Source organism: Rosistilla oblonga (assembly GCF_007751715.1).
Classification (GTDB): Bacteria; Planctomycetota; Planctomycetia; order Pirellulales; family Pirellulaceae; genus Rosistilla; species Rosistilla oblonga.
Genome location: NZ_CP036292.1, coordinates 4,849,257 through 4,863,122, shown reverse-complemented (window position 1 = coordinate 4,863,122; position 13,866 = coordinate 4,849,257). Strand labels below are relative to the sequence as shown.

17 protein-coding genes and 1 pseudogene are annotated in these 13,866 nt (G+C 55.9%); 15 read left to right on the top strand and 3 right to left on the bottom strand.

Annotation, left to right across the window (positions count from 1 at the left end; genetic code table 11):
• Nucleotides 1-62: 62 nt before the first annotated feature.
• The 8 genes and pseudogenes from CA51_RS17205 (at nucleotide 63) to CA51_RS17175 (ending at nucleotide 3,918) form a co-directional block, all read left to right on the top strand.
• On the top strand, nucleotides 63-251 hold the full coding sequence (locus CA51_RS17205; protein ID WP_145122461.1) for a type II toxin-antitoxin system HicA family toxin: 189 nt from the start codon (nucleotides 63-65) through the stop codon (nucleotides 249-251).
• Between the two features lie 4 nt (nucleotides 252-255).
• Nucleotides 256-468, top strand: a complete 213-nt coding sequence (locus tag CA51_RS17200) for a type II toxin-antitoxin system HicB family antitoxin (RefSeq protein WP_145122460.1) — start codon at nucleotides 256-258, stop codon at nucleotides 466-468.
• Nucleotides 469-814: 346 nt separating this feature from the next.
• On the top strand, nucleotides 815-1,834 hold the full coding sequence (locus tag CA51_RS17195) for a CE1 family esterase (RefSeq protein WP_145122459.1): 1,020 nt from the start codon (nucleotides 815-817) through the stop codon (nucleotides 1,832-1,834).
• A gap of 161 nt (nucleotides 1,835-1,995) precedes the next feature.
• On the top strand, nucleotides 1,996-2,481 hold the full coding sequence (locus CA51_RS17190; protein ID WP_145122458.1) for an ankyrin repeat domain-containing protein: 486 nt from the start codon (nucleotides 1,996-1,998) through the stop codon (nucleotides 2,479-2,481).
• Between the two features lie 174 nt (nucleotides 2,482-2,655).
• Entirely contained in the window at nucleotides 2,656-2,841 is a 186-nt protein-coding gene (locus CA51_RS17185; protein ID WP_145122457.1) for a hypothetical protein, read from the top strand.
• A pseudogene (locus CA51_RS26530) lies at nucleotides 2,829-2,930 on the top strand (hypothetical protein); the annotation flags it as partial. The gene CA51_RS17185 and the pseudogene CA51_RS26530, both read left to right, overlap by 13 nt.
• Before the next feature lie 7 nt (nucleotides 2,931-2,937).
• On the top strand, nucleotides 2,938-3,126 hold the full coding sequence (locus CA51_RS17180) for a type II toxin-antitoxin system RelE/ParE family toxin (RefSeq protein WP_231745754.1): 189 nt from the start codon (nucleotides 2,938-2,940) through the stop codon (nucleotides 3,124-3,126).
• Between the two features lie 156 nt (nucleotides 3,127-3,282).
• Nucleotides 3,283-3,918, top strand: a complete 636-nt coding sequence (locus CA51_RS17175) for a hypothetical protein (RefSeq protein ID WP_145122456.1) — start codon at nucleotides 3,283-3,285, stop codon at nucleotides 3,916-3,918.
• 218 nt (nucleotides 3,919-4,136) lie between these two features.
• Here the strand turns inward: CA51_RS17175 and CA51_RS17170 are convergent, their stop codons facing one another.
• Both CA51_RS17170 and CA51_RS17165 read right to left on the bottom strand, forming a co-directional pair.
• Nucleotides 4,137-4,421 carry a type II toxin-antitoxin system RelE/ParE family toxin gene (locus tag CA51_RS17170; RefSeq protein WP_145122455.1) on the bottom strand — a complete coding sequence of 95 codons (285 nt, stop codon included), beginning with the start codon at nucleotides 4,419-4,421 and terminating at the stop codon, nucleotides 4,137-4,139.
• 4 nt (nucleotides 4,422-4,425) lie between these two features.
• Nucleotides 4,426-4,674 carry a ribbon-helix-helix domain-containing protein gene (locus CA51_RS17165; protein ID WP_145122454.1) on the bottom strand — a complete coding sequence of 83 codons (249 nt, stop codon included), beginning with the start codon at nucleotides 4,672-4,674 and terminating at the stop codon, nucleotides 4,426-4,428.
• Between the two features lie 235 nt (nucleotides 4,675-4,909).
• On the opposite strand from CA51_RS17165, the gene CA51_RS17160 reads away from it, so the two are divergent.
• The 3 genes from CA51_RS17160 (at nucleotide 4,910) to CA51_RS17150 (ending at nucleotide 6,067) form a co-directional block, all read left to right on the top strand.
• Nucleotides 4,910-5,344 carry a hypothetical protein gene (locus CA51_RS17160; RefSeq protein WP_145122453.1) on the top strand — a complete coding sequence of 145 codons (435 nt, stop codon included), beginning with the start codon at nucleotides 4,910-4,912 and terminating at the stop codon, nucleotides 5,342-5,344.
• Between the two features lie 188 nt (nucleotides 5,345-5,532).
• On the top strand, nucleotides 5,533-5,766 hold the full coding sequence (locus tag CA51_RS17155) for an addiction module protein (RefSeq protein ID WP_145122452.1): 234 nt from the start codon (nucleotides 5,533-5,535) through the stop codon (nucleotides 5,764-5,766).
• Entirely contained in the window at nucleotides 5,738-6,067 is a 330-nt protein-coding gene (locus CA51_RS17150) for a type II toxin-antitoxin system RelE/ParE family toxin (RefSeq protein WP_197451252.1), read from the top strand. The genes CA51_RS17155 and CA51_RS17150 overlap by 29 nt, the downstream gene beginning before the upstream one ends.
• Before the next feature lie 117 nt (nucleotides 6,068-6,184).
• On the opposite strand, the gene CA51_RS17145 is transcribed toward CA51_RS17150, so the two are convergent.
• Entirely contained in the window at nucleotides 6,185-7,435 is a 1,251-nt protein-coding gene (locus CA51_RS17145; protein WP_197451251.1) for a beta-galactosidase, read from the bottom strand.
• A gap of 276 nt (nucleotides 7,436-7,711) precedes the next feature.
• Between CA51_RS17145 and CA51_RS17140 the strand changes: the two genes are divergently transcribed.
• The 4 genes from CA51_RS17140 to CA51_RS17125 all read left to right on the top strand — a co-directional run bounded on the left by CA51_RS17140 (nucleotide 7,712) and on the right by CA51_RS17125 (nucleotide 13,753).
• Nucleotides 7,712-10,987, top strand: a complete 3,276-nt coding sequence (locus CA51_RS17140; RefSeq protein WP_145122449.1) for an amidohydrolase family protein — start codon at nucleotides 7,712-7,714, stop codon at nucleotides 10,985-10,987.
• Complete coding sequence (locus CA51_RS17135) at nucleotides 10,984-12,408, top strand: amidohydrolase family protein (RefSeq protein WP_145122448.1); 1,425 nt, start codon at nucleotides 10,984-10,986, stop codon at nucleotides 12,406-12,408. Before CA51_RS17140 ends, CA51_RS17135 begins: the two co-directional genes overlap by 4 nt.
• A 137-nt stretch (nucleotides 12,409-12,545) precedes the next feature.
• Nucleotides 12,546-12,797: a hypothetical protein gene (locus CA51_RS17130; RefSeq protein WP_231745753.1), complete on the top strand. Its 252-nt coding sequence runs from the start codon at nucleotides 12,546-12,548 to the stop codon at nucleotides 12,795-12,797.
• A 251-nt stretch (nucleotides 12,798-13,048) separates the two neighbouring features.
• Nucleotides 13,049-13,753, top strand: a complete 705-nt coding sequence (locus CA51_RS17125; protein WP_145122446.1) for an ion transporter — start codon at nucleotides 13,049-13,051, stop codon at nucleotides 13,751-13,753.
• Nucleotides 13,754-13,866: the final 113 nt, after the last annotated feature.

The following is a 13,866-nucleotide window of genomic DNA, read 5'->3' as shown; positions in this document are numbered from 1 at the left end:
GCGTTTTCGAAAGGTTGTCGTGCATAAACCTTCCGTTGGGCGAATTGATCCCAAGGTGTTCGATGACGGTTCGCGAAGTCGTGCATATAATAGAAGGTGATGGTTGGGTAATGGTCGCGCAGAAGGGCAGCCACCGGCAATTCAAACATCCAACCAAGACGGGACGTGTCACGGTCGCCGGACACCCCAAGGACGACATCGCTCCCGGCACTCTCAACAGCATTCTCCGGCAAGCTGGCCTCAAGGATTAACCCGATGCAGACCAAGTACCTGATCGTCATCGAGCAAACGCCTAACAATCTATCGGCGTTCTGCCCAGACCTTCCCGGGTGTGTGGCTACCGGTGCTACGCGGGCCGAAGTCGAAGTGCGGATGCGTGAAGCGATCCGCATGCATCTCGACGGCATGCAAGAAGACGGTGAACCGATTCAGGCGCCATCCTGTGTCGCTGACTACGTTGAAGCGTAGTCAGCGTTCAACACAGCATCGTCGCAAATAAATAGGCTTCCCCAGCCCTGCGGGCGGGGCTATGCAAATTGGTGAACCTTTGGCCCGTCCGGAACTTGGATTTGTCCTGCACGACCCGCCGGACCGCGATCCGGCCGATTCGCGCAATGGTTCGAGGACCGAAGGGCCGGTGACTTGCATATTCCAGGCCATCGTCCAGGGAACGCGGCCCGGATAACTCCGCACTCCGAGGGCAAGCGTTCCGTTCTCGTGAATTAAAAATTCGGTTGCCAAGAATTCTCTGCCCCCGTCGAATCACGTGACACACCAAGTTCCTACGTCTCGTCGATAACCGTTAGAGAAAGAAATGAAACGCATGCTTCGCTTCGCAATCATCGGAGCTGCCCTGGTCGTCGTGGCGATCGGTGGAATTGCCAGCTATGCCCAGTTTCGACTGCTAGCCGCTCAGACCGGCGTCAACGTAACGTTCGAACACCAGGGGCAAACGCGAGAGTATCGGCTGCACGTTCCCGAGTCGCTCGAGTCGGGAGATCCGGTGCCGCAGCTGGTCTTCTTGCATGGTGGAGGCGGGAACGCGAGGCTCGCATCGGTGATGGGATTTTCGAAGCTGGCCGATCGCGAAAAATTTATTGTCGTCTACCCCAACGCGATCGATAAGCACTGGAACGACGGCCGCGATTCACCGATGTTCGCCGACCAAGACAACAAGGTGGACGATGTCGACTTCATCATGCAGGTCGTCGATCGAGTCTGCCAAAAACATCCCATCGATGCCAACCAAATTTTCGCTGCGGGGGTATCCAACGGCGGTTTCATGACTCAACGCTTGGCGATGGAAAAAACGGAGACCTTCTCCGCCGTCGCGGTTTGCATCGCCACGATGGGAGAAGCGATCAGCAAGCGATTCGACCCCGCGTTGCCGGTTTCGGTCCTCTATCTCAACGGCACCGAAGACCCTTTGGTCCCTTACGACGGCGGACCTGTCGGCAAGGGGCTAGGGCCTCGGCTCAATCGGGTCGAAGGGAACCCGATCGCCCCGCGAGGTCGCGCGATCGGCACCGACAACGCCGTCGAACTGTGGGTTGATCGAAACAAGACTGCAGCGGAACCAACCGTGAAGAAACTGGCTGACGAGAATCAAGAAGACGGATCGCACATCGAGTACTACCAGTGGGCCGGCGGGGAGCGTGGCACCGTGGTCGGACTCTACAAAGTGGTCGGTGGAGGACACACGCTTCCCGGCAGCCGGCAGTATTATCCTGTCAAAGTCATCGGACGCCCCAATCAGGATGCTCAGGGAACGGAACTCGTTTGGGACTTTTTGATCCAGCACCCTCGACAGCCCAAGTCCTCGGCGACCGAGTAGTCATCGACAGCAACCGCCGAACGATCTCGCGCGTCCCAGTGCAGCGCACACCGAGCCATCCCCTCAAACCCTTGCACCCCACCAACGTGCCGTCTAACCTGTCGCATATGCAACCTGCATATGCGACAGTCCGTCGCACATAAACCCGTTCGGCGACGCTAGTGAATGATGTGCAAAAACACGCGTTTGAGTTGCGGCTTGATGATTTGCGAAAATCCGCGTCCAAAAACCACGATCTATCTGGGTGCATGCTGGCTGCTTGCTCAGCCCATGACCCTTCGCCGGAGACGCAAACTGCGGTGATTCAGTTCTTGATTGCTTCTGGCATTTCCGTAAACGAAACCGACAAGAATGGGGTAACACCTCTGCATCGTGCCGTTCGGTTTCGCAGCCTTAACGCAGTTGAACTCCTCATAGCTGCGGGGGCGGATGTCAACGCAGCCGACCGAAGGTCTCAGTCAACGCCACTCCATCGGGCCGTCACAAACTCAGGTGCGCCTGCGACCGCAGGAAAAGCGGATGTGGCTGTTTCAATTGTCCAGTCGTTGTTAGCACATGGTGCTGACCCAAACTCGAAGAACAAATCAGGCAAAGCCCCAACTGAGTATCGGATGGGAGCCGCGATGTCGCTCGCGTTTAGCCAGTAGGCTCAGCAAACCGCCTCCTAACATGGTTTTTACGCTAGGCCTTCGGCACACCTTCCTTGGTTGGTCACGCGAGCCGGCATTGGTACAATTTCTCGTGGTTCAGATATCGTTCGCTTCGTTTAGGGCGGTGTCGTAAACTCCTTCCGTTGAGCGAACAAGACCCTGGAGCTTTCCATGTCCTCTGCAAAAGAAGCCATGATTGACATCATTGGACGGCAGCCCGAAGACAGCACTTACGACGAGATCCTTCGTGAACTTGCCTTTGCTCGCATGGTTCAGCGCGGCCTCGACGACTCAGATGCTGGGCGAACCGTAACCGACGATGAGATCAAGCGGAGAATTGACTCGTGGCAGAAATAGTCTGGACGCTCGAGGCCTCCAATTGCGTTGAAGACATCCACGACTACATTGCGCCCGACAATCCAACTGCCGCCCACAAGGTCGTGTCCGGCATCTATGAGAAGATCCAACTGCTGCGGGCCCATCCACGTTTGGGGGCAACGCTACGAGCCAATTGTCGATCGGGAAGTCCGCGAAACACTCTACGGGCACTACCGCATTGCTTACCTGATTGTCAATGAACAACGCGTCGAGATTCTCGGCATCTTCCACGGCGCGATGGATATCGAGCGCTACTTGCAATGACGTTCACGCGCAACAAGGCACGACCTCAGATCGGAGTCACCTTCGGCGTAGTGCAACGGGCGGCGGCGTAATACAATCAATCGTAGTTCAACCGTTTTCTCCTTCGGCACGGTCAGTGACGGCCATGCCAACCGTTAGCCGCTCGCCGTAGAACCTATGCGTGAATTTCTGCTCGATCGCATTCGGCTCGTTCGAGAGCTTCTTCAATCTGACATTGAAATTGCACACGCAGATATCGGCCTGATCCTTTGCTCTGTCCTTTCCGCTTGCGCCGCAGAACGGTGGCCCGGTCGTGGTATTGATCGTGCTCGCTTCATCGAACTTCTAGTTCGGTGTTCTCCAGTGGACATGCATGCCGACTGGATTTGCGTTCCAGCCTTGATCGTTAATGGGCACGTTGACGAATCTGACACTCCATATGGCCCGGGAGGCCAGTCCACACGCATCTTTCGCGGCGACGAAATCGACCTCGATTTGGCTGCGTGCCGTTCCAGCTACCCGAATGTTTCCATTCGCGACTGCAAGTCGTGCTCCTACGCTACATTGATCTACGGTTGGCTTCGATGCGGCTATGCGCATCAATACGCTCCACACGTTAACATCACTCACTATCCGCCATCCCAGCACAACGCCCGCGTCAGCTACATCGGTCGTGGCAAGCCAGATGGTGGCCTGAAGCGGATGGTTTCTTTTCACCTCGACTATTTGATCGCGCTAACTGAATTCCACGCGGACAACGTTGCTTCAGTGCCTGAATCTCATCCAGCGGAATGGTGGATCAACGCAGCGTAGCGGTGGCTAACATGTTTTTTTCCGAAGGGCCGCCTGACTGGAATACTTTGCATTCGCACAAAGCCACTCACGGTCGTCAACCGCATCGACCGCCCAGCACGCAATCGGTGGACGCCTTTGTAGTGCAATGCCATACGGATGTATCATTGATCTAGATTCGACGCAAAGCGTGTTTATCCGGCAAACAAGGCGTCGCCCAAACCTCCCGTTGTGTGCCCCTAGATTTGCGGTTCGTCAACATCGCCTCGAATGACGCGGACAATCTCCAAGAATCCTTCGACTCGCCGAAAGACTATCACGTAGCTGCCAACGTACGTGGATCGAATGTCATCGCCGAATTCCGGACGCGCGTCGCCCACATCAGGATGTTTGGCTATCAAACGACATTTCTCGCGCAGCTTCTGCACCCATTGTCGGGCGGCTACCGGTTTGTCGCGTGCGATGAATCGAGCGATCAGCTTGAGGTCTTCTTTCGATTCCGCAGAATACCGAAGTCTCGGCATGTTTTCAGCTTCCTTGCTGTTCGGCTTCTACCTTAGCAATCTCCGCTTCGACCTCATTGAACACGGTTTCTTCATCGTAGAATTCACCGGCATCCAGTTGCTTGATACCCTTTTGAATCTCACCGCGCAATTGTTCGCGTCCCATCAGCAGCTTTACGCCCTCGACAATGGCATCCTCCTCTGAGGTGAATCTTCCTTCGGCGACAAGACCTTTCACGAAATCGTTGACTTCGCTCGGCAGATTGAGATTCATGACTTCACTCCAATGGGCCGGGACACATAACATGCTTTTTACACAGAGGCCCTTCGGGCACACCTTCGACGTGGTGCTGACCTCGCAGCCATTATACAATGCAATCTAAATCAATCCAACTTCGCTACGGTTGCGCCGGTGTCGCAAAACCATTCCGTTATCGACAAGAACCCTCCCTAGATCAGCACCAATAGTCCGAATTACACCTGAATAACTAACCACTGGAACCTTCTTGATGCGAATAGTCCTCGCGATCCATGCCGCATTAATCCTGCTCGCTTCGACTGCTTTCACCGCTATCACGGCACCGCTTGGGGGCAACTCTCTTCAGTGGTCATTCTACAGCTACTCGTTTCGCTCCGGTTTTGGAACGCCCTATGTTTCGGACTACTCGACGGCCGTAGCGCTAACCTACCTCATTGCGTTTGCATTTGGGGGCATCGGTTTTACGATGGCATCTCGCAGAGGCCGTATTCGCACGGGCATGCTCGGCATCATCCTTTCCGTGATCGGCTTCGTGTCATTTACCGTGGAGCTGTCCCACGTATTTGTGGATCACCACCGATCGTGGATCGTCATTGCCCCGGTGGCCATGCTGGTCTTGGCATTGATCGCCTGCCTGCCTCAACGCGATGCAATTCTCCGCGACGTCAAAGCCGCGTCGATGTGAGATCAGCGGACAACATGTTTTTTGCGCTGGGCCTTCGGCACACCAGGGCTCTTTGGCAATGGGCCATCGCATTGGTACAATCTCTCGTACTTTCACACATCGCTCGCTTAGTTCAGGGCGGTGTCGCACAACCATGCCGTTAGAGGTTCAAGCTTGTCGATTCCCCGCTTCTCTGTGATACTTTAGATATGAACACTCAATCTCAGCAGCTCTTGGAATCCGCTTTGTCGTTGCCGGAATCTGATCGCGCCGAAATCGCTGCGTCACTCATCCACAGCCTTGATGCGGAAAGCGACGAGGATGCCGACGCCGCGTGGGCTGCGGAGATACAACGCCGTGTCGAGTCGATTGACAATGGTCAGGTGAATCTCATCCCCTGGGATGACGTGATGCGTGAAATGCGTGACCGGCGGCATGGCTAAACTACCACTGGAATTTCATCCAGATGCTCGTCTGGAAGCTCTGGAAGCATACGACTGGTACGCTGAGCGCAGCCAACGGGTCGCCCACACGTTTCACGATGAGCTCCAAAATGCGGGGCGTGCGATTGAGGATAATCCCGATCGCTGGGAAAGCTATTTGCTGGGAATGCATCGCTACCTGATGAAACGCTTCCCGTACGTCATTGTCTATCGTGTGGCAACGGATCGGATAGAAATCTTGGCCGTTGCTCACGGCAGGCGGAAGCCCGGATTTTGGAAGGAGCGATTGAAAACCGATTGACCGCCAACAATGTGTGGCCGCCCACGCTCGCGCGTCGAGCGGTTTGTTGCAAACTGTTTCGCGATAGCCGGCTAGGCTTGTTCCGACGACGGTGAGGGAAAGGATTCCGCGCGAGGCTCATCGCTGCGGTCGTTGGCGTAGCCTTCGGAATCCTTGTGTCGTGACCTTCGGCTTGACGAACGACGGGGTGCGTGGATTGGCGATCCCCATGGCATACTTTTCATGCGCGTATTTGTTGAAGTTCTCGATGTTTTGATCTTGAGTATTGAAGTCAAACTCAAAGTTCCAGGCCTCCAGATACCTGACCTCCAATTCGATTGCTTGGCGGTAGACGGTGGTGAAGTCTCCCGATTTGTCTCCAAAACGATAGGGTTGAGATGAGTTGCCTATAATCTGTCCGTAGATATCTCCCGGATAGTTCTTCAACGCCCGAACCAGAGCGGGCTGATACCTTGTTCCACCCGAGATCCACCACATCCCGGCGCCGATTTGGTCTCCATATCTTGGGTCTTGGTTTAGCTCGGTTAAGATCCGCATGGGGATTTCGGGCGATCCCAGAACTTCATGCACCTCGACCGCAATGGCACACGTGTCAAACGCGTCGGCAAATGCCATCGCCGCTTGTTTCACAGCACCTACCCAGACATCGGCGGTAAGACCGCTTCTTGTTAGTACGGCATAGGAGGTGCCGTTGAAATGCCCTTCCACTCCGTTGGCTGTCGCTTGAGGGACGTAGACAAGTTGGAGCCGGTTGTCGTTCGCAAATTTTTGGCTCACCGCATCGGCCAGTTCTTTTAGCCTCTTTTGAAACCGAGGGTCCCACATTTTGGGAACAAGCCCCTCTTTCCCGCGGAACTGGATCGGCATCGTTTCAACCCCCTCGTCGATCAGCCAGGCGGGATAATTGGGGCCTTGCGCGCTTCCACCGAGCCCCGCAGAGATGGCAAGGCTGAACGCTAAGGACTCTGCATTCCTGTTTCCTCGAGTGGCCATTTCGATCTGGCGATCGATGTCAGAAAAGTCATAGCGTCCCTGCTGTGGTTCCAGCTTGCTCCACGACGTCCTGAGCAGCAGGCCTTTGCACAACGGATGAATTGCTGACTTTGGAGTGACTTTCGACGAAAACACTCCGTAAGGCTTTGCTATTTTTTTTCGTCTCTGCTGGAACGCGTTTCTCCCGATGCGGAAGAAATTGTCGTAAGCAGGATCAGTCCTAATCCAAATGCGAATCTCATCGCGGAAGCCTTTTGGGTTGTGTACCGTGGGAATTCGAATGCCTCCGGCCTCGCCTGGCCGCCGATTCCTTGCTCCCCCGCCTGAAAAGCACTCTGGAAGCTGGAACCTTTGGCTCGCCAATCTATGAACCACGCTTAGAGTCCTAAGTTTCGTTCCTCCGGCAAGGTATTCGTCCTGCGGCCAGCAAATCCCGCGGATTTAGCGCTTCCCAAAAAGGGTTTGCTTAGCCGCCAGCCCATTCATTTGAGCCAAGGCGACTCTCTCATTGTGCCCGTCTCTTGCTGCAGGTTTTGTTGTGGCAAGTTGTCTCGGCACGGGAAACCCCAAGCTTCTTTCTGACGTCCGGTCCTCGATCAAGTATTCTGTTAGGTTCGTAGTCCAACCAAAATTCGCCACGCTGAAAGAATCATGTTGCTTTGCGAAACGAGGACGCTCCGCGTCGCCCGATGTGTCGTTTTCTTGCTGGTGCTTGCCGGTCAGTCGCTATGCCTCGCACAGGATCCGGCGGATACACGCCCGGTTGTCGGTTTGCGCGAGAATCCGCCCGACACCGTGTTCCTGAAAGATGGCCGTGTTGTAATCCGCCCAGGCCAGGTGATTCCTTCGGCGTCGATCTTGATCCGTGGCAAGTCGATCGTTGCGGTCGGAAGCGACATCCAACCGCCGCCCGGCGCGCATGTGATCGACTGTTCCGACAAATCGATCTACGCCGGTTTGATCGACGCGTTTGGCGAGATCGCTGTCGCTCCGCCGCAATCCAACGGCACCGGCCACTGGAATGGCTACGTCCTGCCGCGTCGATCGGCGGCCGATGGGATCGATGAGATTTCCAATATCTCCGAGTACCGTTCTCAAGGCGTGGCGATGCGGTTGCTCGCTCCCAGAGGAGCGATCGTCAAAGGCCGCAGCAGTTTGGTGATGCTCGACAAAAAATCGGGGGCGACCCTGATCGACGACGCCGTCGCACAACATCTGCAACTAACTGTCCCAAGAGATCGCCGTCGCGACAGCTATCCAAATTCACCGATGGGAGCCGTCGCGCTTTTGCGACAGACGTTTTCCGATGCCGATTGGTACACCAAGGCTTGGGAAGCGTATCGGTCCAAACCGACGCTTCCCCGCCCGGAGCGCAACGATGCACTCGCAACGTTAGCTGATGAAATGCGTGGTGGCCGATTTATCGTCGACGCTCCCAACGAACGCATGGCGGTGCGGGCTGAAGAGTTGGCCAACGAGTTTGCATTAAATATGACGCTGCGAGGTTCGGGGCGTGAATATCGCGATCTCGATGCGATAGCGGCCAGCGGAAGAATGTTGCTGGTTCCTGTCAATTTCCCCACTGCTCCCGATGTCTCTTCCGAAGCCCAAGCTGCTGACATCGAACTGCGTGACCTGCTGCACTGGCACTTTGCACCGGAGAATCCGCTGCGTCTGGAACAGGCCGGTGCAACGTTTTGTTTGACGTCCGATGGTTTGAGCGATCCCAAGTCGTTTCTGAAGAACATACGCGTGGCAGTCCGTCGCGGGCTTTCGCCCGAAGTGGCGCTGGCGTCGCTGACAACCACGCCAGCCAAGTGGCTGGGCATCGACGAAACGTGTGGAGCGATTCAAGTCGGCGGACTCGCCAATCTGATCGTGACCGATGGCGAACTGTTCGAAGACGAAACGCGTGTGCTTGAAACGTGGGTCGCAGGGGAGCGTTTCGAGTTCTCCGCCAATGGACCGAATACACCGGATCTTTTGATCGGAGATTGGACGACGAAGATTAAGATCGGCCGCAAGGGAGTGCCTGTCGAGTTGCACTTGGCGAGGAAGAAGGGCAAATGGTCGGGGAACATTTCACATCGCAGCAAGTCGAAACCATCGGATGCGGAAGTCGAAGAATCGGATGATAAACCGGCGGCCGACCAATCCAAGAAGGAGAACGCGACGGCGGAGCTCAAAAAAATCGCTCGCGCTGTCGATCGGATGACTGCCTGGGTCGACCTTTCTCAAGCGGACAGCAAGCTGCCCGCGGGACCTTCTCGAATCACCATGATCACCGTTGAGGAGGAGGATTTGATTTCCGTATTCTCCACGCTTTCGCTGCCCGATGGCGAAACGCAAGACTTGAAGTGGAAGCGTGCCAAGCAAAAGAAAACAACGCCTGACACCAAGACCGCCGACGACGAAGGAGATGATGGCGAGAAGAGCGACAACGGATCCGAACCGGTATCCGATGACGCCAGTCCTCTCGACGCAATTACTGTCAATTACCCGCTGGGCGGCTTTGGAGTGACGGGCGCGGTCCCGGTGGAACCGATGGTGCTGTTTCGAAATGCGACCGTTTGGACGTGTGGCGATCAAGGCGTGTTGAACCATGCCGACGTGTTGGTCATCGATGGCAAAATCGATTCGGTGGGGAACGCTCTCGAGGTCCCCGAGGGTTGCCGCGTGGTCGATGCAACGGGCAAGCACCTGTCGCCCGGTTTGATCGATTGCCACTCGCACATGGGAACCGATGGTGGAATCAACGAGTCGGGACAAGCGGTGACGGCCGAAGTACGAGTCGCCGACTTTATCGACAATTCCGACATCAATATCTATCGACAGCTTGCTGGCGGAGTGACTAGCAGCAACATCTTGCACGGATCGGCGAATCCGATCGGCGGGCAAAACCAAGTCATCAAACTGCGTTGGGGCGATTCGATGCAGGCGATGAAGATGGCTTCCGCACCTGCCGGGATCAAATTCGCATTGGGTGAAAACGTCAAGCAGAGCAATCGCTCCGCGGCTCAAACCCGATACCCGTCGAGCCGGATGGGGGTGGAGCAGTTGTTCCGCGATCGATTCCAAGCTGCCAAGGAATACAGTGAACAACAGCGGCGGTGGCAGGCCGGGCAACGCGACGGATTACCTCTGCGTCGCGATTTCGAGCTGGAAGCGATCGTGGAAATCTTGAACGGTCAGCGGTGGATTCATTGCCACAGTTATCGCCAAGATGAAATCGTGGCATTCCTCGACTTGCTGGATCAATTCGATATCACGATCGGAACGTTGCAACATGTGCTGGAAGGCTACAAGGTTGCGGATCGATTGCGTGAGCATGGCGCCATGGCTTCGGCGTTTTCGGATTGGTGGGCCTACAAGTTCGAGGTCTACGATGCGGTTCCTTACAACGGAGCGATTATGCACGATGAAGGTATCGTCGTGTCGTTCAACAGCGACGATCGCGAGCTGGCTCGCCATCTCAATACCGAAGCTGCCAAAGCGGTCAAATATGGTGGCGTTTCGGAGGAAGAGGCACTCAAATTCGTCACGCTTAATCCTGCCAAGCAGCTCCGCATCGATGACCGCGTGGGGTCGATAACGCCTGGAAAAGATGCGGATCTCGTGTTGTGGAGCGGCCCGCCGCTGTCGACTCTATCTCGCTGTGAACAAACCTGGGTCGATGGACGCCCGATGTTTACGCTCGAAAGCGACCAACGACTTCGGAAGCGCGATGCCGAGTGGCGGTCGATGTTGATCGCCAGGATCTTGGATAAAAACTATGGCAGCGGCGGTTCCGACAAGAAGGAGATCGAGGAGGAAGACCGTTGGTTGCGATACGACGAATATTGTCATGGTCACGACGACCATGATCACGCTCACCACAATCACAACCATAACGAGTCCGTACACCGCCACGCGGAGGCACGACGATGAGCAAGCAATACCAAAACCTTATCCGTTCACTCTTCCCTGCGGCGACCAAGAACTCTGAAAAGAAGGCCAGCGAGCGTGCGAGTCAGTCCAATAACTGTCGACGCTCATTTTTGATCCGATCCGTGCTGGCGACTTGCTTCGGTTGTGCGGTGGTTGCTGGGACAAACGTCGACGCAAACGATCAGATTCCCGGAGCGGCTCAAACGACGCCGATCGCATTGGTCGGTGGCGTGGTCCATACTGTCGACGCGGGGACGTTGAACAATGCCACGGTGGTCTTTGAGAAGGGGAAGATCACCCAAGTCGGGAAGAAAGTCGTTTTGCCTGCGAAGTGTCGATCGATCGATGTCACTGGAAAACACATCTACCCGGGGTTGATGGAGTCGATGTCGAACGTGGGGCTGTCAGAAATTGGTTCTGTGAGAGCGACTGTCGACACCGACGAAGTGGGTGACGAAAACCCGAACCTTCGCCCGTGGGTTGCTGTGAACGCCGACAGCGAGCTGATTCCTGTCGCCAGGGCTGGCGGAGTGCTACTTGCGTCGATCGCGCCGAAGCGAGGCAATATTCGAGGGCAATCGGCTGTGATTCAGTTGGACGGATGGACCTACAAAGACATGTTGCTTCGTGGCGACACGGGGATGTTGGTTTCCTGGCGTTCCTACGATTCCCGCAGAGGCAGTTCGACCGATCGCGCCAAAGAACGCGACGAGCGTTTGAAAGGATTGTCGGATCGTTTGGAGACCGCCGCGCGGTATGCGATCGCTCGCGCTGCGAGACCCGATTGGACGCCTGTCGATCTGCGCTTCGAAGCTCTGATTCCCGTGCTGGAAGGTGAGTCGCCGATGATCATCGACGCCGATGATCGCCGTGAAATCGAAGCCGCCGTTGCGTTCTGTGTGGCGCGTGGAATTCGCCCCATCATCTACGGTGGCTACGATGCGCCCGAATGTGCGCCGCTGTTAAAGAAGTACGACGTTCCGGTTATCGTTCACTCGACCTATCGGCTGCCGCTGCGACGCGATGATCCCTACGATCATCCGTACACTCTGCCCAGCCGAATCAGCAAAGCAGGGATCCGGTTCGCAATCGGTGGCCCTGGTTCGGGAAGTCCTGGCGGCGGCGCGGCCGCTCGCAATTTGCCCTACCATGCAGCCGTTGCAGTCTCTTACGGACTGCCCGCGGATCAGGCGATCCACGCGATCACCTTGGCTCCCGCCGAAATCATGGGCGTCGCCGATCGCGTTGGTTCGATCACCGTCGGCAAAGACGCGACGCTGATCGTCGTTGACGGCGACATCTTGCAGACGGAATCCAATGTCACCGACGCCTACATCGGTGGTGCAAAAGTTGATTTGGGGAGCAAACACAAAACGTTGGCTGACAAATATCGCAAGAAGTACAACCAGCGTTCGCGTTAAACCGTGTACGGACAAAGAAGGTTGCTCTTCGCGATGTCGATGCAACGCCACATAACTTTCCGTCAACTACCGCAATGCCCAACCATTCTTTCCCCGACGAACGATTATCGGGTCGATCAAGCGGTCGATCGCCGTGGTTGCGACGCCTGCTGTGGTACAGCGGCTGGCTCGTTTGGCTTCCCGTCGCAGGATACGGTATCAGCACCGGGAACCTTTGGCTGACGATGGGCGTTGGTGGGCCGCTGTTTCTCGCATCGCTGTACTTCAGTCTGCAGACACTTGTCTGTCCCGAGTGTGGTCACGCGATTCGAACTGTCGGCGCGTCGGTCTCCAACTGCATGCAATGCGGAGCGGCTTTCGCTCGCCCTAAAAGTGATTCCGATATATAGGTCGCCGCCGCTCCGCATCATGCGTGAAGGCTGCGACCTACCTCTGTGGACGTCCTGAATCAGTTGCAAGCACTGGCGTGTCGTTCGCGACAAGTTGCAATTTGCCCCTTCGGAAGGTTGCTTCGACTGGCAACGATTTGTCCCGCCGGTAGAATCAATTTCTCTTATCATGCTTACGGCAATGTTGACGAACGTCGTCGGCGAAACCTTCCGTTCGAACTAAAGCCACTCGACAGGACTCCCTCGTTTCCGTGCCCACTCTTAAAGACATCGTCGAACGTTCCAACACGCCGATCGGTCGCGTGTTCGATCTATCCATTCAGTTCTTCATCATCCTCTCGCTGATTGCTTTTAGCGTGGAAACGCTGCCGGGGCTCGACCCCGGATGGGCGCGTTTGCTCCACTTCTTCGAGATCGCATCGATCACGGTTTTTTCGGTGGAATACCTCGTCCGGCTGCTGGTTGCCGATCGTAAGATCGCTTTCGTGACCAGCTTTTTTGGCGTGGTCGACCTGCTTGCGATCTTACCGTTCTACCTTTCGTTTGGCGTCGACCTGCGTTCGATTCGAGCGCTCCGGCTGCTGCGACTGTTCTGGATGTTGAAACTGGTTCGCTACAGTCGAGCCATCCAACGGTTTCACCGCGCGTTCTTGATCTCGCGCGAGGAAATTATCCTGTTCTTCTTCGTGACGGTGATCTTGCTGTATCTCGCATCGGTGGGAATCTATCACTTTGAACACGCTGCCCAACCGGAGGCCTTTGCATCGGTGTTCCATTGCCTTTGGTGGGCCGTCGTCACGCTGACAACGGTTGGCTACGGAGACGTCTACCCGATCACGGCTGGCGGGCGAATCTTCACCTTCGCCATTCTGTTGATTGGCCTCGGCGTGGTTTCGGTTCCCGCTGGATTAGTCGCATCGGCACTCGCCCAAGCCCGCGAGATGGAGTCCGAATAGATCCCGGCGCGTTGGAGGCAACCGAGCGGAGGCTGGGGATCGCCTTGAAAGTTGTTCCGTTTGGCAACGCTCGAAGGGAGTGTAGAATCGTCAGCCAAGCCACCTTCGCTTGC